General features: G+C 65.9%; 13 protein-coding genes and 1 pseudogene. 8 read left to right on the top strand and 6 right to left on the bottom strand.

All coding sequences use genetic code 11. The annotated features are described in order from the left end of the window. The first annotated feature begins 65 nt into the window (after positions 1 to 65). From ACVILH_RS12960 to ACVILH_RS12930, 7 genes and pseudogenes are all read left to right on the top strand, one after another. Positions 66 to 1,016 carry an ABC transporter permease subunit gene (locus tag ACVILH_RS12960; protein ID WP_456716963.1) on the top strand — a complete coding sequence of 317 codons (951 nt, stop codon included), beginning with the start codon at positions 66 to 68 and terminating at the stop codon, positions 1,014 to 1,016. Between the two features lie 98 nt (positions 1,017 to 1,114). Further along, the gene (locus ACVILH_RS12955; protein ID WP_456713229.1) at positions 1,115 to 2,062 is read left to right on the top strand and encodes an ABC transporter substrate-binding protein; all 948 of its coding nucleotides are present in this window, start codon (positions 1,115 to 1,117) and stop codon (positions 2,060 to 2,062) included. A gap of 216 nt (positions 2,063 to 2,278) precedes the next feature. Further along, positions 2,279 to 3,058 carry a hypothetical protein gene (locus tag ACVILH_RS12950; RefSeq protein ID WP_456713228.1) on the top strand — a complete coding sequence of 260 codons (780 nt, stop codon included), beginning with the start codon at positions 2,279 to 2,281 and terminating at the stop codon, positions 3,056 to 3,058. Further along, positions 3,055 to 5,166, top strand: a complete 2,112-nt coding sequence (locus ACVILH_RS12945) for a hypothetical protein (protein ID WP_456713227.1) — start codon at positions 3,055 to 3,057, stop codon at positions 5,164 to 5,166. The genes ACVILH_RS12950 and ACVILH_RS12945 overlap by 4 nt, the downstream gene beginning before the upstream one ends. Continuing rightward, positions 5,148 to 7,019, top strand: coding sequence for a DNA translocase FtsK (locus ACVILH_RS12940; protein WP_456713226.1), 1,872 nt, complete (start codon positions 5,148 to 5,150; stop codon positions 7,017 to 7,019). Before ACVILH_RS12945 ends, ACVILH_RS12940 begins: the two co-directional genes overlap by 19 nt. Positions 7,020 to 7,130: 111 nt before the next feature. After that, positions 7,131 to 7,463 (top strand): annotated as a pseudogene (locus ACVILH_RS12935) (Rieske (2Fe-2S) protein); the annotation flags it as partial. Between the two features lie 61 nt (positions 7,464 to 7,524). Further along, positions 7,525 to 7,992, top strand: a complete 468-nt coding sequence (locus ACVILH_RS12930) for a J domain-containing protein (protein ID WP_456713225.1) — start codon at positions 7,525 to 7,527, stop codon at positions 7,990 to 7,992. Between the two features lie 111 nt (positions 7,993 to 8,103). On the opposite strand, the gene adh is transcribed toward ACVILH_RS12930, so the two are convergent. Further along, positions 8,104 to 9,621 carry an aldehyde dehydrogenase gene (gene adh / locus ACVILH_RS12925; protein WP_456713224.1) on the bottom strand — a complete coding sequence of 506 codons (1,518 nt, stop codon included), beginning with the start codon at positions 9,619 to 9,621 and terminating at the stop codon, positions 8,104 to 8,106. A 138-nt stretch (positions 9,622 to 9,759) separates the two neighbouring features. Continuing rightward, complete coding sequence (locus ACVILH_RS12920; protein ID WP_456713223.1) at positions 9,760 to 10,722, bottom strand: helix-turn-helix domain-containing protein; 963 nt, start codon at positions 10,720 to 10,722, stop codon at positions 9,760 to 9,762. A 257-nt stretch (positions 10,723 to 10,979) separates the two neighbouring features. Here ACVILH_RS12920 and aroQ point away from each other — a divergent pair, with 257 nt between their 5' ends. After that, positions 10,980 to 11,435 carry a type II 3-dehydroquinate dehydratase gene (aroQ, locus tag ACVILH_RS12915; protein WP_456713222.1) on the top strand — a complete coding sequence of 152 codons (456 nt, stop codon included), beginning with the start codon at positions 10,980 to 10,982 and terminating at the stop codon, positions 11,433 to 11,435. A gap of 13 nt (positions 11,436 to 11,448) precedes the next feature. Here aroQ and ACVILH_RS12910 read toward each other — a convergent pair whose 3' ends face one another. The 4 genes from ACVILH_RS12910 to ACVILH_RS12895 all read right to left on the bottom strand — a co-directional run bounded on the left by ACVILH_RS12910 (position 11,449) and on the right by ACVILH_RS12895 (position 19,224). Then, positions 11,449 to 12,870 (bottom strand): CapA family protein, encoded by a 1,422-nt coding sequence (locus ACVILH_RS12910; RefSeq protein ID WP_456716962.1) that lies wholly within the window; start codon positions 12,868 to 12,870, stop codon positions 11,449 to 11,451. Continuing rightward, positions 12,870 to 15,698 carry a DUF3160 domain-containing protein gene (locus tag ACVILH_RS12905; protein ID WP_456713221.1) on the bottom strand — a complete coding sequence of 943 codons (2,829 nt, stop codon included), beginning with the start codon at positions 15,696 to 15,698 and terminating at the stop codon, positions 12,870 to 12,872. The genes ACVILH_RS12910 and ACVILH_RS12905 overlap by 1 nt, the downstream gene beginning before the upstream one ends. A 170-nt stretch (positions 15,699 to 15,868) precedes the next feature. Further along, positions 15,869 to 17,422, bottom strand: coding sequence for an outer membrane protein (locus ACVILH_RS12900; protein WP_456713220.1), 1,554 nt, complete (start codon positions 17,420 to 17,422; stop codon positions 15,869 to 15,871). 821 nt (positions 17,423 to 18,243) lie between these two features. Then, positions 18,244 to 19,224, bottom strand: coding sequence for a catalase family peroxidase (locus ACVILH_RS12895; RefSeq protein ID WP_456713219.1), 981 nt, complete (start codon positions 19,222 to 19,224; stop codon positions 18,244 to 18,246). Between the last annotated feature and the right edge of the window lie 31 nt (positions 19,225 to 19,255).

The raw sequence follows: 19,255 nt of genomic DNA, 5'->3' as shown, positions 1-19,255 counted from the left end.
CAGCGCAAGCAAAGGTGGCGACCCTGCCGTCGACATCCGACAACAAGCAGCAGCGGCTGCGGCTGATGATCCGCGCCGCCGGCATGCTGCCGGTGCTGCTGATCCTGTGCATCGGCTTCCACATGCTGTCGGAGGGCCGCTTCTTCACGGGGCAGAATCTCGGGATCGTGCTGCAGCAAGCCGCGGTCAACACCGTGCTCGCGGCCGGCATGACCTTCGTGATCCTGACCGGCGGCATCGATCTCTCCGTCGGCTCGATCCTCGCAGCGGCGGCCATGGCCGGCCTCACTCTGTCGAAGATGCCCGAGCTCGGTGCGCTATGGCTGCCGGTCGCGGTGCTGACCGGCCTCGCCTTCGGCGTGCTCAATGGCGCGCTGATCGCGCTGCTCCGGCTGCCGCCCTTCATCGTCACGCTGGGCTCGCTCACCGCCGTGCGCGGCCTCGCCCGGCTGATGGGCGCCGACACCACCGTGTTCAATCCGTCGATCCCCTACGCCTTCATCGGCAATGCGTCGCTGACGATCATTCCCGGCGTCCTTTCGATTCCCTGGCTGTCGGTGATTGCGCTGCTCGTCATCCTGGGCTCGTGGCTGATCCTGCGCCGCACCGTGCTCGGCGTGCACATCTATGCCGTGGGCGGCAATGAGAGCGCGGCGCGGCTCGCCGGCATCAAGGTCTGGGGTGTCCTGATTTTCGTCTACGGCATGTCCGGCCTGCTCGCCGGCCTCGGCGGCGGCATGCAGGCGGCGCGGCTCTATGCGGCCAACGGCCTGCAGCTCGGCCAGTCCTACGAGCTCGACGCGATCACCGCTGTCATCCTCGGCGGCACCTCCTTTGTCGGCGGCATCGGCTCGATCTGGGGCACGCTCGTCGGCGCGCTCATCATCGCGGTGTTGTCGAACGGGCTCATATTGGTTGGCGTGTCCGACATCTGGCAATACGTCATCAAGGGCCTCGTCATCATCGGCGCCGTCGCGCTCGACCGCTACCGGCTGCAAGGCTCGGCGCGCACGTGAGATCAACCGGCGTGCGCCGTGGGCGCCTGCCTCATCGTTCTTCCACGGCCGCTGGTCCGCCGTGCGCAGGGTTTCAAGAAGGACCAGGGAGGAAACCAATGTTGAAGACCATTTCGCTCGCCGGTGCCGCGTTGGCGCTTGTCATGAGCTCCGCACCATCCTCGGCCAAGGAGCTGAAATCGATCGGCGTCTCGCTCGGCTCGCTCGGCAACCCGTTCTTCGTCGCGCTGTCCAAGGGCGCGGAGTTCGAGGCCAAGAAGACCAATCCCAACGTCAAGATCACCGCGGTCGGCTTCGAATACGACCTCGGCAAGCAGGTCACCCAGATCGACAATTTCATCGCCGCCGGCGTCGACATGATCCTGCTCAATCCCGGTGATCCCAAAGCGATCGGCCCCGCGATCAAGAAGGCGCAAGCCGCCGGCATCCTCGTCGTCGCGGTCGATACCGCCGCCGAGGGCGCTGACGCCACGGTCACCACCAACAACGTGCAGGCCGGCGAGATCTCGTGCCAGTACATTGTCGACAAGCTCGGCGGCAAAGGCGACGTGATCATCCAGAACGGCCCGCAGGTGTCGGCGGTGATCGATCGCGTCAATGGCTGCAAGAGCGTGTTCGCCAAGGCCCCGGGCATCAAGGTGCTGTCGAGCGACCAGGACGGCAAGGGCTCGCGCGAGGGCGGCCTCACCGTGGCGCAGGGCTATCTGACGCGCTATCCGAAGATCGACGCGATCTTTGCGATCAACGATCCGCAAGCCATCGGCACCGATCTCGCCGCCCGCCAGCAGGGCCGCACCGGCATCATCATCACCGCCGTCGACGGCGCCCCGGACATCGAGGCCGCATTGAAGGATCCCGCCACCCCGCAGATCCAGGCCTCGGCCTCGCAGGACCCCTTCTTCATGGCCCGCCGCGCCGTGCAGATCGGTGTCGGCCTCCTCAACGGCCAGAAGCCCGCCTCCACCGTCGAGCTGCTGCCGTCGAAGCTGATCACGCGCGACAATGTCGCCGAGTACAAGGGCTGGACGTCGGAGCGGAAGGAATAGAAGTTCGGTTCGCGGCTTAGATGATATCGAGAACGCCGCCTCTTCGAGGCGGCGTTTCACTTGACCATCTATCATTCCGTTATAGTTGCATCCGAATGGATGCCACAAAAGAACGAGAATGATGGACTCGCGCCCGAGCGGGAGATGTGGCAAAAATCGGCAAGAGAAAGAGAGATCAACCTGCGCTCGTGAACTTGGAACTGGAGATGAATGTCGATGGCTGCCACGCTTGATGACATCTTGTCGGCGATCACGGGCGCTGGACACTCCGGTGTCACGAAGGGCGAAATCGACAAGAAATTCGTAGGCAAGTCGAAAGAACGAGCTGCAGAAGTCCGTAAGACGCTTGACGCCCTGCTTCACAAGGGTGCAATCCGGGGGCCATTCAAGTCCGGACGGTCGTTTTATTATTTCGCCCCTGATTATGGACCAACGATCGAGACCGCGAGCCGGGCCATCGAAGCGTTGATTGCCTCCGCAGGCACAAAGCTATTGTCGAAGCCGACCCTTGAGAAAAAGATCACGGGGATGAACAAGAAGTTCTTCCCCGACGGTCTCACACACGCCAAATCCAGCGGAGCGATCGTGGAGCTGAGCTGCGGCAGTTCCAAGTATTTCCTACATCGGGATGTCGCAGCGGATCATTTCGGCTTCGAAACGACAACTCAGGAGCCGCCGCCCAGACCCGCTCAGCCGTCCAACGACCAATCTGCGAACGCAGCGCAGCTCACACTCGATACGGTGCTACCAGTCTATCGCAGACTCAAGCTGGAACAGGGTGGCTTTTCAGCGGTCAAGATCTACGATCTGATCAAAGCCAGCGGAGCGTCGAGAGACGCCATGCATCAGCTACTCGTCGGTGAAGCCAAGGCCGGCCGCGTGACGATCCACCCGACTACGTCGGTCGAGCTGCCTCATGAGGTTCTCGACGCGGCCATCCGGTTGCCCGGCTTTTCGGAGCCGTTCGTGACAGTCGTCGTCAAGGGCGAGCCATGAATTCGGCCTGCGCGGACATCAAGGTGAACCCCTTCGAGGATGACGTTGTCCGCGAGCCACGCGAAGTCTCTTTCTCCGTCAGGGGGCTCAACGACACCCCTCTCGAGAGAATTTTGGCGGAGTTCTCATATCTCGATGCGGGCGAGCTCCCGCGCAATCGTCCGGTCCAATCGAAGAAAGCCCAGCTCGTCATCTCACCGGATCGCGGCTATGGAAAGTCGCATCTGCTTGGGCGACTGTTTTCCAGACTAGGACGCCGTGCTACCAAGGTCTACCTGCGACCATTCCAGGACCCCTACAAGGCTTGGCATTCTGTCCTTCTCCTTACCGTCCAGGAGCTCATCCGTCCGGAGGACGAGAACGGAGACGCGCAGAGTCAGCTTCAATCATTGGCGGTCGGAACCCTCGCTCACGTCGTCGCTGATTTTGCGCAACAGGGTGTGCCTGGCTATCCCGAAATCGCTGAGGCCGTTCCATTCCTGCGACAGCTCGCAAACGGCGAATTGGGCTCTGCCGAAACCGCTCGCTGGACGAAATGGCTGGGCGGGCTGTTTGCAGACGCGGGTCCGATCAATCGGTTGTCGAATCTGCTGAACAGGCGTCACATCGATCTTCAGGGACGAGAGAGAGCCTGGCTCAAGGTTCTGGCAGCCTACGCCACCGACACTCCCGACGGCGAGTCTCGTCAGGCAGCGCTCAAATGGATGCGCGCCGAGCCACTAGAAGCGGACGAACTGGAATGGCTAGGCCTGTTGCGAGCGGACAACGACGCCAGCGGCGACTCCGAGCCCCAGGAGATCAATGCGCTGAGCTTCGAACGGCTGAAAGGACTCTGTAAGCTCGCTTCCTATTATCGTCCTTTCTTGTTCTGCTTCGATCAGACTGAATTCTATGCCAGTGATGCGGCCCTGATCCGGACCTTGGGTAACTGCTTCGATCAATTGTACGTCGACCTCCCTAACCATTTGACGGTCGTCACCGCAAACCAGGAGAACTGGATCACGGAGATCGCTCCCTCCATCTCGCCGCCGCAGTTGCAGCGATTGTCCAGAGAGATCCGACTGGAGGGCATCTCTCAGAAGGGAGCGCAGGAGCTGATCCAGGAGCGATTTCGAGCCTGCGCAGTCGAAGACGAATGCATCCAGGAGTTCTTTGCCGACGACTGGCTGCAACGGGTCTTCACACCGCTTTCGGAGCTTGGCGTGCGAGCTCTTCTAATGAGAGCCGCCGAGCGATTCCAAGGGCTGGCAAAGCCAAGCCAACGATCCACCCCGCAAACCCTCGACGATCTCTTCCAGATCGAGCTCAACAACATCCGCTCCCAGAAGGCGCTGCAGGCGTACAATCAGGACTGCCTGATGTGGTTCGCCAAGGACGTCGGCCAGGCCATGGCGGGCGTGAAGGCCGGCCGGACCTCGGGCCGCCGCTACTTCTCGTTCGAATGGCGCTGGCCGGAGCGCAGCGTCTATTTCGCCTTCGAGGGCGGCGATCATTGGCGGCGGTGGAAGGCGATCGCCGACGAGGCGATCGCCTTGGGCGAAACGCAGGCCGGGCGCCGCACGCTCACCTACGTGTTCCGGACGCCCGACCTGCCCCGCGTGCCGCGCGCATCATGGGCCGTGGCCAAGGCCACGATGGATCGCGCGAAAGGCCACGGGTTTCACATCGTCGAGCTGACGGCGGACCAGGTGTGCGAGTTGCACGCCGCGCGCGAGCTCTATTCCAACGCGCTCCAGGGCAACATTGCCTTTGCAGGGCCTGAGACGCTGGCGTTCCTTCAGGCGCGGTTCGCGGCGATGCTGTCCGACATCGCATCGGCCGGATTGCCCATCCAGGTGCGGAGCGTCGATGCTGGCGGGCCGGCTGCGCAGCAGCCCGCGAAGACGCAACAATCCAACGCCGCATCGGACGGCCTTGATGGCGAGCAACTCGGTCACGTGCTCGACCTCGTTCGCGAGCAGCGTATCGTCGACATTTCGGTCGTTCTCGACCGGCTCGGGCGCAAGGAGCTGCGCGATCCATTGTTGCGCAGCGTCGAGGCGCATCCCAATCTCAAGGCCCATCCCGGGCCGAAGACCATTTTCCTGCAATGGCGCATCACAGCATAACGGCGACCGAGCTCACCTTCGCGGTGCTCGATTCCGATTGGCGCGCCAGATGGCTGCGGGGCGAGAAGCCGTCGACCAGGAGCTTTGCGCCCATCGGCTCGGCGCGTGCGATGGGCGTGCAGTTCCACAGGGAGGTCGAGAAGCTGGTCGACTGGCTGACGGCTCGCGAAAGCCTGGCGGTCGCGGCGCAGGCCGATACGGTCGAGGCGCTGGTCGATCATCTCTGGGCGACGTCGCTGCAAAGCCTCACCGACAAGCTGTTCGAGGCCGGCCGCGGCGAGGACGCCGCCGTCTTCACCGAGCGGATGCGCCACTTCTGCGGCCGACTGATGGCGCTGCGGTCGCGCACACGCCATTTCGAGAATTGGCAGGACGTCTTCATCGGCGCCGAGCAGGATCTGGCCCACATTCCCGTGCCGGCCGGCAAGATCACGGTCGACGTGCGCGGCCGTGTGGATGCGATCCGCATCCATCCCGATGGACATCTGGAGGTCGTGGACTACAAGCTCAGCCAGGGCGCGCGGCAGAAGGCCGATCTGGTTCAGCTCGCGATCTACGCACAGTTGCTGCCGATCTGGCGCCCGGGCTGCGAGTTCTCCGGCACGCTCGAATACTACCTGCCGGAGTTTCAGGAAGTCGCTGTTGCTCCCGACGAGTTGAAGGACATCTTCACTGGCATGGTCGAGCCCGTGCTGCTGGAGATGTTCGACAAGACGGCCGCCGCGCCCTCGCGCCCTGCAACGCCGACAACACTGCCAATCGCGCGCCAGCCAGCCGACGGTGGCACGTCTGCGATGCCCGCGGGCGCTAGTCCTCTCGGCAAGGCTGTCGTCGAGGCTTTCCGCAGCTTCAATCTTGCTGTCGACTGCGCCGATGTGATTGAGGGGCCGCAACTGATCCGGCTGCGGCTCACGCCGGGTCCGGGCGTGAAGGTGTCGTCGCTCGCCAACCGCGCCGCCGACCTTCAGGTCAAGCTCGACCTCGCCGAGCCGCCGCTGATCAAGGCCGGCAAAGGCTTCGTGCTGCTCGATCTGCCGCGGCCCGATCCGAAGCCGTGCCTGCTGAAGGACGCGCTCGCCGGGCCGCTCGCATCGGCCCTGAAGAGCACCGTGAGCTTCCCGGTCGGCATCGATGTCGAAGGACATCCCGTGGTGGCCGACTTCGCCGATCCCAACACATGCCACGCGCTGGTCGCCGGCTCGACCGGGAGCGGCAAGAGCGAATGGCTGAAGGCGATGGTTGCCAGCATGCTGCTGCGCGGCTCGCCGGAGCAGGTCAAGATCGCGCTGATCGATCCGAAGATCCTGACCTTCTCCGGCGTCGGCGGCAGCCCCTATCTGTGGCGCCCCGTCGCCACCACGCTCGCCGAGGCGCTGCGGATCCTGCGCGATGCCGTCAAGGAGATGGATGCCCGCTACCAGATCCTGAACGGCGCCGGTGTCGTCAATCTCGGCGACTACATCAAATCCGGCAAGACCGACATGCCGTTCCTGGTGCTGATCTTCGACGAGTTCGCCGACCTGATCCTGGCCGGGCGCGACGACAAGAAGGAGTTCGAGGCGCTGGTCGCGCGCATCGCCGGCAAGGGCCGCGCCGCCGGCATCCATCTCGTGCTGGCAACGCAACGTCCCGACCGCGCTGTCGTCACCGGGCTGATCAAATCCAATCTGCCGCTGAAGGTCTGCCTCAAAGTGGCGAACGCGGTGAACGCGCAGATCGTGCTCGACGAGCCGGGTGCCGAGAGCCTGTTCGGCAAGGGTGACCTGCTATGCGATCTCGGCCGCGGCCTGGTCCGCGCCCAGGGCCTGTTCATCCCGCAGACGGAATTCCTGGCTGCGCTCGCGCGTACTTAGGCCGCATGCCGCCTTGTCGCCTTTGCGACAATGCTCCGCCATTTGCCCGCGATTTCCGCTGGTCCGGAACTTGCGAGAGCCCGTCCAACGGCATCATCAGCGGGCGGTCCGATGGCTTTCACTGCAGTTTGTCCGACAAGCGCGATCTCCGAAAGCGGCATGGGGCTGTATCAGGTCGGCAAGAAGAGCGTGCTGCTGCTCTGGCCCGCCGGCGGCGCGCTGACGGCATGGCGTGGCCGCTGTCCGCATGCCGACGTGCCGCTGAGCGAGGCGACGTTCGACGGCAGGACGATCACCTGCCCGCACCACCAATGGGGCTTCGACGGCGCGAGCGGCAAATGCGTCACGCATCTCGTCCGCAACGCGCTGCATTCCTATCCGCTGCAGATCGCAGGCGACGAGATCCAGGTCGATGTCGGGCCGCTGAAGCCGGCGCGGACGCCCCGCCTGACCTGCGCGCGAAAGGATCGCGGCGGGCGGGCGCCGCATCGACGTGAGTGGCCGCATGACGAGCGCCGTGGAATGGGTGATCTGGAACGGATCGATGGGGATCGTCGATACGGTCCGGCTCGGCCCCATCGTCGACAGCGCGACGGGACGGCTCGTCTCGCTGGCGCCGCCCTATGAGGTCGTCGGGCCGTTCAGCCTCGACGCGCTGGAGGCCGACGGCCGCATCGCGTTCGGCGCTTGCCTGGTGATGTCGCCGCAGCGCTGGCGCGAGGATCAGGACGGCTTGCGCATCGCGGCGCGGGCGGCACGGCGCGCGCTGCTGGATCAGCTCACGCGGGACGAGGAGGACGAGGCCCATCGCGCGCTGCTCGAGCTGCCGTTGCAGGGCCGTCTGACGGCGACGGAGATCAACACGGGCTTCCGCAAGCTCGCCAAATCAGCCCACCCCGATGCCGGCGGCAGCAACGAGCTCTACCGTCGCATCTCCGAAGCACGCGAGGCGCTGCTGGCACAACTGGACTAACAGGCTGGGAGGCGCAACGCGCGCCCATCCAAATATGGCATACACTATTAGCCTGGACCAGCGCTCGGGCCAGTCGAGGCGCGCACGCCCGACCGGCCCGGCTCCCAGCCTCTAGAAGAAGCCGAGCTTCTTCGGGCTATAGCTGACCAGCATGTTCTTGGTCTGCTGATAGTGGTCGAGCATCACCTTGTGGGTCTCGCGTCCGACGCCCGACTGCTTGTAGCCGCCGAAGGCGGCATGCGCCGGATAGGCGTGGTAGCAGTTGGTCCAGACGCGGCCGGCCTGGATGGCGCGGCCGAAGCGGTAGCAGGTGTTGGCGTCGCGACTCCACACGCCGGCCCCTAAGCCGTACAGCGTGTCGTTGGCGATCGCCAAGGCCTCCTCCTCGGTCTTGAAGGTCGTGACCGAGACGACGGGCCCGAAGATCTCCTCCTGGAACACGCGCATCTTGTTGTGTCCCTTGAACACCGTCGGCTTGACGTAGTAGCCGCCGGCGAGATCGCCGCCGAGCACGTTGCGCTCGCCGCCGATCAGGAGCTGCGCGCCCTCGTTCCTGCCGATGTCGATGTAGGACAGGATCTTGTCGAGCTGCTCGGACGAGGCCTGCGCGCCGATCATGGTGGCCGGATCGAGCGGGCTGCCCTGCACGATCGCGCCGACGCGCTTCAAGGCGCGCTCCATAAAGCGTTCGTAGATCGATTCGTGAATCAGCGCGCGGCTCGGGCAGGTGCAGACCTCGCCCTGGTTGAGCGCGAACATCACGAAGCCTTCGATCGCCTTGTCGAGGAAATCGTCATCCTCGGCGCAGACATCCTTGAAGAAGATGTTCGGCGACTTGCCGCCGAGCTCGAGCGTCACTGGGATCAGGTTCTGCGAGGCGTATTGCATGATCAGCCGGCCGGTCGAGGTCTCGCCGGTGAAGGCGATCTTGGCGATGCGCGGCGACGACGCCAGCGGCTTGCCGGCTTCGAGGCCGAAGCCGTTGACGACGTTGAGCACGCCGGGCGGCAGGAGATCGCCGATGATGTCCATCAGCACCAGGATCGAGGCCGGCGTCTGCTCGGCCGGCTTGAGCACGACGCAATTGCCGGCGGCAATCGCGGGCGCCATCTTCCAGGCCGCCATCAGGATCGGGAAATTCCAGGGAATGATCTGGCCGACGACGCCGAGCGGCTCGTGGAAGTGATAGGCGATGGTGTCATGATCGATCTCGGCGATCGAGCCTTCCTGGGCGCGGATGACGCCGGCGAAGTAGCGGAAATGATCGATCGCGAGCGGGATGTCGGCGGCGGTGGTCTCGCGGATCGGCTTGCCATTGTCCCAGGTCTCGGCGAGCGCGAGCTTGGCGAGATTGGCCTCCATGCGGTCGGCGATCTTGTTGAGGATCAGCGCCCGCTCGGTGACGCTGGTGCGCGCCCAGCCATCCTTGGCGGCATGCGCCGCATCGAGCGCCGCCTCGATGTCGGAGGCGTCGGAGCGCGCGATCTGGCACACCGGCTGGCCGGTGATCGGCGAGATGTTGTCGAAATATCTGCCGGCGTTCGGGGACTTCCACAGACCGCCGATGAAGTTGTCGTAACGCGCAGCGAAAGGCGGCTTGAGCGCCGCATGGACGTCAACCTTGGTCATCTCTCTCTCCCATAGACGCCGATGCACACGGCGTTGGAGAGAGGCTCTGTCAAACCGGGTTTTCAGGCCAGTGGCCGGCAGCGGTGCGTCGCTGGAAGTGTCGCAGTTCTGCGACAAGGTGACTTGCAAATCGGCGCGTCAGCGCTCCAGCCCGAGCCGCTTCATCTTTCGATGCAGGGTGGCGCGCGACATGTCGAGCTCCTTGGCGGCCTTCGAGACGTTGCCGCCTGCGCGCGCCAGCGCGCGCTTCAGCACCGCGCGCTCGGCCGCGTCGATGTCGTCACTCTCGCTTCGCGCGCCCCTGATCAGGTCGCTCGCCGGGACCGGCCGCGCCAGCGCCGAGGCCGACAGGCCGAGCACGCGGCGCGCCGCGCGCGTGGCGCCGATGACGAGATCGTTGCTGTCCACCGCGAGCAGCGAGTTGATCTCGCGCTCGCTCTCCGGCGTCAGCACGATGCGCGCCTGCGGAAACGCCTGGCGAAAATTCTCCGCCTCGATGAGGCGCGCAGCATCGGCCACCGTGGTCGCGATCAGGCGGCCAAAGCCTTCGGTCAGATCCGTCCGGCACGACGACACGTCCAGTGCCGCCCTGAGCTGGCCATGCTCATCGAAGATCGGCGCGGTCGTGCAGAACAGCCGGGAATTGCGGGTGAGGTAATGCTGGTCGCGATCGATGGTCAGCGGCCGCTTCTCGACAAGGCAGGTGCCGATCGCATTGGTGCCCTCGTGCCGCTCGCTCCACACCGCGCCGGTCCACAATCCCCAGGCCTCGAACGTCGCATCGTCCCCGCGGGCCCCGCGCCGGTCGAGCACGGTGCCGTCGGCATCAGCCAAGAGCACCGAGCAGCCGACGCCGCCGACGGCGAGAAACAGCCGGTCGAGGCTCGCTTGCGCGATCGCCAGCAGTCGCCCCAGGCGCTCGCGCGCCACCGTGATCTCGCTAGCCGTCAGACGGCGGGACGGTGCATGGGTCGCAGGATCGAGCGCATGGAGATGACCGGAGCGGCGCCACGAGGCGGCCAGCGCAGACACCTCCGGCGCCCCCTTGGCCACGACGTCGAGCACACGATCCGAATGGGAATTATTGGGCGACCGCCCCATCTTCCTCCTCCGGTTCTCCCCTGCCCCTGCGGTCGGTGACCGTCCCCGCGGGTCTTGCCGTCATATTGGGATGACTACAGCACCCGGCCTTGATCCGCGTCAAGGCGAGGGCCGGAGCGGGCTCAGCGCAGGCGCGAGACCGAGGAACGCGCTCGAACACCGCGGCGAGCCGCCGAGGTTGCCAAACGCGCGCGCTTCATGGCAAGCACGTCCCGACGGCTAGCGCAGGTGCAGCGCATCCGAACCGGAGTTCTCCCATGAGCCGCCTCGTCTACGTTCTCAACGGCCCCAACCTGAACCTGCTGGGCAAGCGCCAGCCTGACATCTATGGCCATGAGACCCTGGCCGATGTGGAACGGGACTGCCGGGCGCTCGCGGCGGAGCTCGGGCTGGCGATCAGCTTCCATCAGTCGAACCGCGAATATGAGCTGATCGACTGGATTCACGAGGCGCGCGAGACTGCCGCTGCGATCGTCATCAATCCGGCCGCGTTCACCCACACGTCGGTCGCGATCCTCGACGCGCTGAACGCGTTCGACCGCGTGGTCATCGAGGTGCACATTTCCAACGTGCACAAGCGCGAGGAATTCCGCCACCACTCCTTCGTCTCCAAGCGCGCCGACGGCGTGATCGCAGGCCTGGGCACCCAGGGCTATCAGCTCGCGCTGCGGCGCGTGGCCAAGCTGCTCGACGACGGCCAAGCCGGCGCGTGACCCGACTATTCGCTCAGCCGCCGAGGTCGAAGCGCTGTCTGCAACGCGCATCGAGCGCACCGTCGCTCACGCCGGTGAAGCCGAAGCCGTTCCAGGCATAGACCTGGGTCCGCGTCGCCGTCGGCGTCGCCGTATCCAGCATGATGAAGGAATCGCCGCGATGCAGGGCGCAGAGATAGGACTGCCCGGCAGCATCGGCGATCAGCACCGCATCGAGCAGCGGCCAGGCCAGCGCCGAGCCGCGCCACTTCGCCACCAGGCCATGCGGCGTGACCTCGTAGACATAGGGACGCGGGCCGTCCTCGCCGTCGATCGGCGAGGCATGACGCTCGAGCGTGAACAGCAGCGGCGGCTGATCGGCAAAGAGACGCCCGGCTTCCACTGACATCAGGGCACGCGGCGGCGTGCGCCAGTGGCTCGCCTCGGCGCGGCCTTCGAGCACGAGACGGTCCGAGACGATCTCGCCGTCGCGGATCCAGGGACTGATGGCTTGGCCCGCCACGCGCAACGGTGCGCTCGCCTTGACGGAGCATTGCGCGAGGGCTGCCTGCGGCTGGTCCTGTGCGGCCGCCAAGGCGGGATAGGCCGAGCCATCAGGGGTCCTGGTCGCCAGGCCGCCGCAGCTCAACCGATCGTCCTTGATCTCGCAATCCGCGATCAGGCCGCGCCTGGTCTGCGGATATTTCTGGTCGAACACGTGATTGCCGAGCGAATAGAACACCGGCTTGCCGGCGACGCAGGCGGGCGGCTGCACCACATGCGGATGCGCGCCGATGATGAGATCGGCGCCCTGCGCGACCAGCCATGTCGCCGCCGCCTCCTGCTCGGGCACAACCCAGTCGGCAAGCTCCTTGCCCCAATGCACCGAGACGATCACCCAGTCCGCCAGCGCGCGCGCCAGCCGCAGCTTCTGCGCGACTTGCCAGGACGGCACCTGATCGATCTGGCCGTCACGGCCAGCGACGAGATTGAGGCTGATCAGCGCCAGCGTGCGCCCGCGGACCTTGAGGAAGGCCGGAGATTCTGCCGATCCGATCGCGCCGAGCCCGGCCGCCTGCAGCGCCTCGCGCGTCGCCTTGCGCCCGGCGGCGCCGAGATCACCCGAATGATTGTTGGCGATGCCGAGCGCGGTGAAGCCGGCATCCTTGAGCAGCGGCAGCAGAGGCGGCGCGACCGCGAAGCACAGCTCCTTCGGCGCGTCGCACGCCTCGGCCGCGCCGACGGTGCCCTCGAAATTGCCGACCACGACATCGGCGCGCCGGAGCATGTCGCGCAGGCCATGCCATGGCGACAGGCCGCGGCGGGCGTCGATCTCCCGCGCCACCTGCCGCGACAGCATGATATCGCCGGTGAACAGCAGCCGCGTCGGATCAGGCTCCGCCGCCTCTGCCGTGGCCACGCCAAGCGCGAGCAGCAGCGCCAGCACGCTCCGCATCACGGCTGACGCGCCGGACAGGACAGCACGTTGGCGGAGAGATATCGCGACACCCAGTCCGGCCGCGGCTGCGCATCGACCATCTTGCGCCACTGGGCATCATCGATCGGCTGCGGCGAGGCAAACTCATAGTAGGAATAGACGCCGCCCTTGACGATCTGTGCACGGCCGTTATGCGGCACGATCTGGTCCCATTCGAGCGGCCGGCCGACGCCGAGCTCGCGCGTTTGTCCCGGCGCATCGGCGACGTCGACCACCTTCATCATCGGATCGGGGTTGGACAGCGCATATTGCGGGTTCGACAGGCTGGAGAAGATCAGGAAGTTGTGCTCGGCGGCGCGGCCGACATATTGGATCAGCTTGTAGTCGTCAGCGCTGAGCGCCTCGCCCTTCAACTCCTTCTCGGCGATCCCCTGATATTTGCGGATGGTATCGCGGGATTCGGTCAGGCGCCGGATGATGCCGTCGCGCAGCCGTGCATTCGCCGCAGCATCGGCTGCGAGGCTCCGGTTGTCCCGCACCATCGCGATGGTCGCCTCGAACAGATCGGCGATCGCCGCGAAGCTTGCGGGATCGGGCTCGACATAGCCGCGCGGCGGCTGCATCACGATCGCCTCGAAGCCGCCCTCGCCGCATTCGGCCACCGTCTTGTCGTTGACCAGCACGGTGGCGTGGCGCAGCGTCGCCCATGAGGCGAGACCCGTTTGCAGGCGCTTCGCGTTCCACACCGGGCCTGCGACCGCAGACGTTGTCGTCGTGTCGGCCCATTGCGTGGCCAGCGCCGCGATCCAGGAATCGTAGAGGCCGCTGCGCGACTTGCCTCCGGCGGCCGCAAAACGCTGGCGCACGGCCGCGATGCGGCCGGCGAGATTGGGATAGGTGGCGATGTCGCGGCTGAGCAGCTCGCCTGCCAGCCGGTTGCCGGCTATGGCCGCGAAGTCGAGACCCGACGGCAACAGGCGCGAGCCGCCGTCGCGCGACGTGATGCGCTCGGCGCCCGGCCGCTCGGCATGATCGACGACATTGTCGAGCGCCTCATTGTCCCAGCCCCAGGAGAGCGGGAACAGCCGCGTGCCGCTGTTATCCGGATGCGAGGCGATGGTCGAGGCGGCGCCGCCCCAGACGAGGTCGAGCCGCGACGAGGCGATGAACGGCCGGTAGACGGCGATCCAGTCGGTCGCGGCCTTGGCCACGACCGCATCGAGACCGCGCAGCATCGCGGTGTCCTCGGCCGACAGCGGCAGCGCGCTGAGATAGCGCACCGCGCCGAAATAGCGCTTCTGCGCATCGGTGGTGTAGTGCCCGCGCGGCTTGAACTGCGCGAAGTCCAGCGGCGCCTGCAGCGCCACCGATTGCTCGGAGCCGCGGGCTGCGACGATCAGGCGCGCTTCCGCATTCGATTCGCTGCGGCCGTCGAGCACGGCATGCGCCGCGGCGAACGCCTTGGCCATGCGGCTGCCCGGATGGCGCCTGGCAAGCTCGGCGTCAGCCGCGGCGACGAAGCGGGCGAAGGCGGGCCCCGCCTGCTCGCGCTCGAGAATGATGAACAGGCCATCGAAGGCCGCGCTGTACAATTCCCAGAACAAATCGGTGGTGACGAGATAAGGCCGCGTCGGCACCCGCGTATCGGGCGCGCCGCATTGATAGGACTCGGTGTCGTAGAGCTTGAACAGCTGGTCCAGCTCCGGCAGCTTCCGGAACAGGCCGCGGTCGCGCAGGAAGGCCTGCTGGTCGGCGGCGCTCTCCATATACATCCAGGCATTGGCGACATCGGCGAGCGGCACCGAGATCGGCAGGTAGCGCAGGGTCTTGGTCGGACCATTCGCCGTCAGCGCGATGACGCCGCGTCCGTCCGGCATCTGCGACGGCACGGAGTCGAGCTTGTAGTCGCCGAGCGCCGCCTGATCGGAGCCGTCGATCAGGCCCTTGATGCGGATGCCGGGCTGCCCCGGCTGCCAGTCGATCGTGGCGATGCCGTTCGGCGTGTAGGTTAGCGTATGGCCGCAGTCGCGGCCGAACGGCGCGCTCTTGCCCCAATTGTCGGCGGCGTAGCTCAGCTTGTGCAGGCACCTCTTGCCATCCTCCCACACCAGCTGATTGCCGGCGGGATGGAATTGCAGCGGCAGCGCCGAGGGTGCGATGGTCGTGTTCGGCGTCTCCTCGTCGTCCGTCTTGCCGGCATCGCGCTGCGGCCCGACCACGGTGTAGAGACCCTTGCCGGTCTCGGTGACCGTGCGCAGCGCATAGGCGCCGCTGGCAAGCTTCTCGCCGAAGAACAGCCGCAGCACCGGCGCCGTCTCGCCGCTCACCTCATAGGGCCGCGGCCCGACCACCAGCCGCCGCAACGACGCTGCGCTGGAATAGACCGTCTGCGCCTTGAAGCTCGCCGCCTTGGCATCGAGCTTGAGGATCTGCGACCCGCGCTCGCCCGCAGCCAGCAGGAACACCGCCCTGCCCTGGGGGTGCCAGGTGAGCGAGGCAAGCCGCGTCTGTGCGGGCACATCGATCCGGCGGGAGAAGCCGTCGCGGCCGAATGCCCAGAACGCCACCTGCTGGCGGCGCGAGGAATCCTCGACGATGACCGCGACCTCGGTGCCAGCAGGCGAGGCCTCGTAGTCGCGCAAGGCGAGGCCCGGCGGCAGATCGAACGACACCGCCTCGGCGGGAGACCGCGCCACCACGATCTGCTCCTCGTCATAGGCGAACGGCCCCTGATACGGCTCGCTCGGCGCCGCCGCCTCGTCGACGAGCGGCGCCTGCGCGCGGCCGCCTGAGATCGCGAGCAGGAGCGCGCAAGCAGCCAGCAGCGCATGTGAGACGATCTTCATCCGATTCTCCGTGGTCCTGCACGCGACATCGTCGACGGTGCTTCCGACGATAGGACCTTTTTGTCCCTGCGCGCCGCCGAAACGTTCAATACCAGACGGCGCACGCACAACAAAAAGGCCGCCCGGGATCACCGGGCGGCCTCTCGTCTTTAAAGGATAGTGTCCGTCGCTCAGCGTCCGCCGCGCGACAGCATCTCGAACCGGTAATTCACGCCGATCATCGCGGTGTGGAGCTGCGTCTTCTGGCTGACGACGTTCGGCCCGCCGGTGATCGCCGCCGCGCCCGGCAGCACGCCAGTGGCGGTGCCGAAATCGGCGTAGTCATATTCGGCGAAGGCCGACCAGTTGCGGGCGAACATCCACTCGACGCCGGCGCCGACCGTCCAGCCGCTGCGGTTGAAGGCAACGCTCGAGGACTGCCCGGTGGCGGTGTTGGTGACGGTGACGTTGGTGCGCGTCCACGCCGCGCCGCCGCGGACATAAGCGAGGATCTCCGGCGTGACCAGATAGCCCGCGCGCACCGTGGCCGTATAGAGGTTGCTGGTGCGTGTGCTCAGCGAAAGCCCCGGCGCGAGCGGACCTGTCACGTTGATGTTGCCGAGATCGGCCATCGCCTGGATGCCGACGACGATACGGTCGAACTCATAGTCGCAGCCGAGCTGCAGGCCACCGACGACGTCGCTGCCATTGCTGGAGATGGCGGTCGGGATCTGCACGGCCGCGACCGGCAGCGGCGCGACATTGCCGCCACCCACCACGGGCGGATTCTGCACGGGCGGATTCTGGACAGGCGGATTCTGCACCGGCGGGTTGTTGTTGCCCTGCGGCGGCGGCTTCTGTCCACCGCCATCCTTCGGCGGCGGGTTCTTCGGCGGCCAGCCCGGCTTGCCCGGCTGATACGGCCATCCGCCGTGATAGTCGTTGTTGCCGTGCTGCTCCCAATGATCCTTGTCAGGCTTGCCGTAGCCGCCCTTGCCATGGTCGTCGTCGTCCTTCGGCTTGCCGCCCCAGCCGTAGCCGCCGCCCTTCTTGTCATCGTGATCCGGCTTCATCCAGGCGTAGCTGTCGCTCTTCGCCGGCTGCTTCGACCAGCCATATGAGACGGGCTTGTCGGCATCATCCTTCTTGCCACCCCAGCTGCCGCCCTTCTTGTCGTCGTCCTTGTCGTGATGCAGCCAGGTCGAGCGGTCGGAATAGCCGTTGGAGTGCAGCTGCGACCAGCCGCCCGACTTGTCGTGGTCGTCGTCGTGACGCTTGCCGAACCAGTTGTCGCTGTACTTGACGTTCTTGTAGTCGTCGTCCTTGTCCTTGGACGGCCCCTGCCCCGGCCACGACGGCTTGTCGCCACCTTTCGACCCGACCTGCGGCCAATGATGGTCGTCGTGATCGTGCTTGTTGGGCGCCTTGCTGTACCCGCCGTCGTGATCCTTTTCGCACACAGGGGGCTTGGTTGGCTTCCACCAGCCACCGCCATGATCGCCATCATGCGGCGGCTTGTTATAGGGCGGCTTGTTGTACGGAGGCTTGTTGTCCGGCGGCTTGCCGCCACCATTCCCGCCGGGGTTGTTCGGCGGCGGCGGGTTCGGCGCCGGGTTTGCAACCACTGGCGGCTTCACCACCGGCGGGTTGTTGGCGTTGCCCGCAGGCTGTGGCGCAGGCTGCGCGGGCGCAGCGCCGGCATTGGCGAGCTGGCTCCAGCCCTGCTGCTGACGCGACCACGCCATCCCGGCGTTGGCGCCGGCGTGGCAGCCACTCCACCTATAGGCGAAGACGTCTGGCGGCGGGAGCGGGGGCGGCAGGGCGAGATCAGTCGCCCAGACCGATGTCGTACTTCCTGCGAAAGTCGATAGGCAAAGACACACGCCAAATACGCGACGCATCGAACTCATAACTCCTGAACACGTGCCGCAACAACGACGGCCGCATCAGGAGGGTCAGATTGTGTCGCGATCTGAATTGAAAAATGTCATTGCTGCGGAATGCGGATCGCGGCGGTCCGCCGTTAACACTTCCGTTTCGAGTGTTGCATCGAAGATGCAGAATTCAGGCAAAATCCAGCGATGGCGGACATGATTACGTCGCAGAGTGCGGAGAGGGCGGGATCGTTCGTCGACGAATGAACGCGCTGCGCGTCACACAGAGATGCGGATGCACCCTTTGCCATAGGCTGTTTCGCGACCAGGCTGCGAAGCGGCGAGACCAGCGCGGGGCGAACTACTCGTCGTGGTTGTTAGATGCGATGTCGCAGTCGCGATGAGATCAATGTGCCCTCGATGCGACACGCGACGGCGCGGGTGACGCTCATCGGCAACGCCGCTGCTATGATCATACCGCCGCGCGTCGCCATCGATCGGGACAAAGAATGGCGCAGCCGCGCCGCAATGGAAGCGAATGTGGCGAGAGCCGATCGATCTCGCGACCGAAGCTCGCAGGGGCCGCCGCAATGCCATCACATTGCGTCCCTCGGCGGATCGCGCCGAGCGCGCTTCCGTCACAGCGGCCGCAGCGCGCACGATGCTCACATCATGCGCGCTGCCTTCAGGACTTACGGATTGCGCCGGGAGAACGAGACCGCGTAGGCGCCGTTGCGGATGTCGATCATCGGATCGTCCGAGGCCTCGATGCCGTCGGTGAGCTGGCCCGGAAGGAACAACAGCTTCTTCTGCGCGGCGTCGCTGTCGGCGACCGCCTTGTCGATCGTCAGCACGCCGAGCTCGACGAGCTTGCGATCCTCCGGCCACGGCTTCGCCGGGTCCTTGGTGTCGTCGCCGGCGGCCGCAAGCTGCGCCTTGAAGCGGAAGCTGACCGGCCCCTGCTTCAGCCGCTCCGGCAGCTCGGCCATCAGGTAGTCCGGCGCGCGCTTGGCCGCCTCGGCCTTGTCGAGATGCACCACCTTCTCCGGCAGCATCTGCCAGCGCACGGCCTGCTTCTCGCCGGCCTTGTTGACGAGCACGAAAGCGTTGACGCCGAAATAGGCCTCGTTGGCGAAGCTGTCGGGCGTCGCGATGGTGCCGAGCGCCGCCGGCACCGAGGGGTGGCTGCCGATGAACTGCTCGAGCTTGGTCGGCTTGGCCGCAGTCGGCCCGGACTCGGCGATCGCCAGGAACAAATCGCGCAGCTCCGCCGCCGTCGACACCGGGAAGAATTTCAGCGAGTTGATCACGAGGTCCACGTCGCTGCCGTCGGCAAGATGAAACTTCACCGCCATGCCGTGCGGGTTGGCGTCGTCGGAGCCGTCGGGCAGGTTCGGCACGCCGGTGGAGTCCGAGAACCGCACCGTCACCGGAATCTCGCCGCCGCTGAACAAAGCCGCCTTGCTCAGGCTTGCTGCCTCCGCAGACGGCTTGAACTTGCCTTCGACCACCACGCCCTTGGCGTGATTGGCGCGGAAGCCGGCATGGACGCCGAACACCTTGTTCATGGCATTGACGAGCTGCTCCTCAATCGGCGCGTCCTGCGCGAGGGCGAGGGTGGGCATGGCCAGCGCAAATCCGGCCAGCGCGGCTGCGAGTCGGCGTGTGATCATCGGCGGCATCTCCTGTTGAGGCGATGCAGCA

It is taken from the genome of Bradyrhizobium sp. USDA 4353 (assembly GCF_054063215.1).
This window is presented reverse-complemented; position numbering and strand designations above follow the sequence as displayed.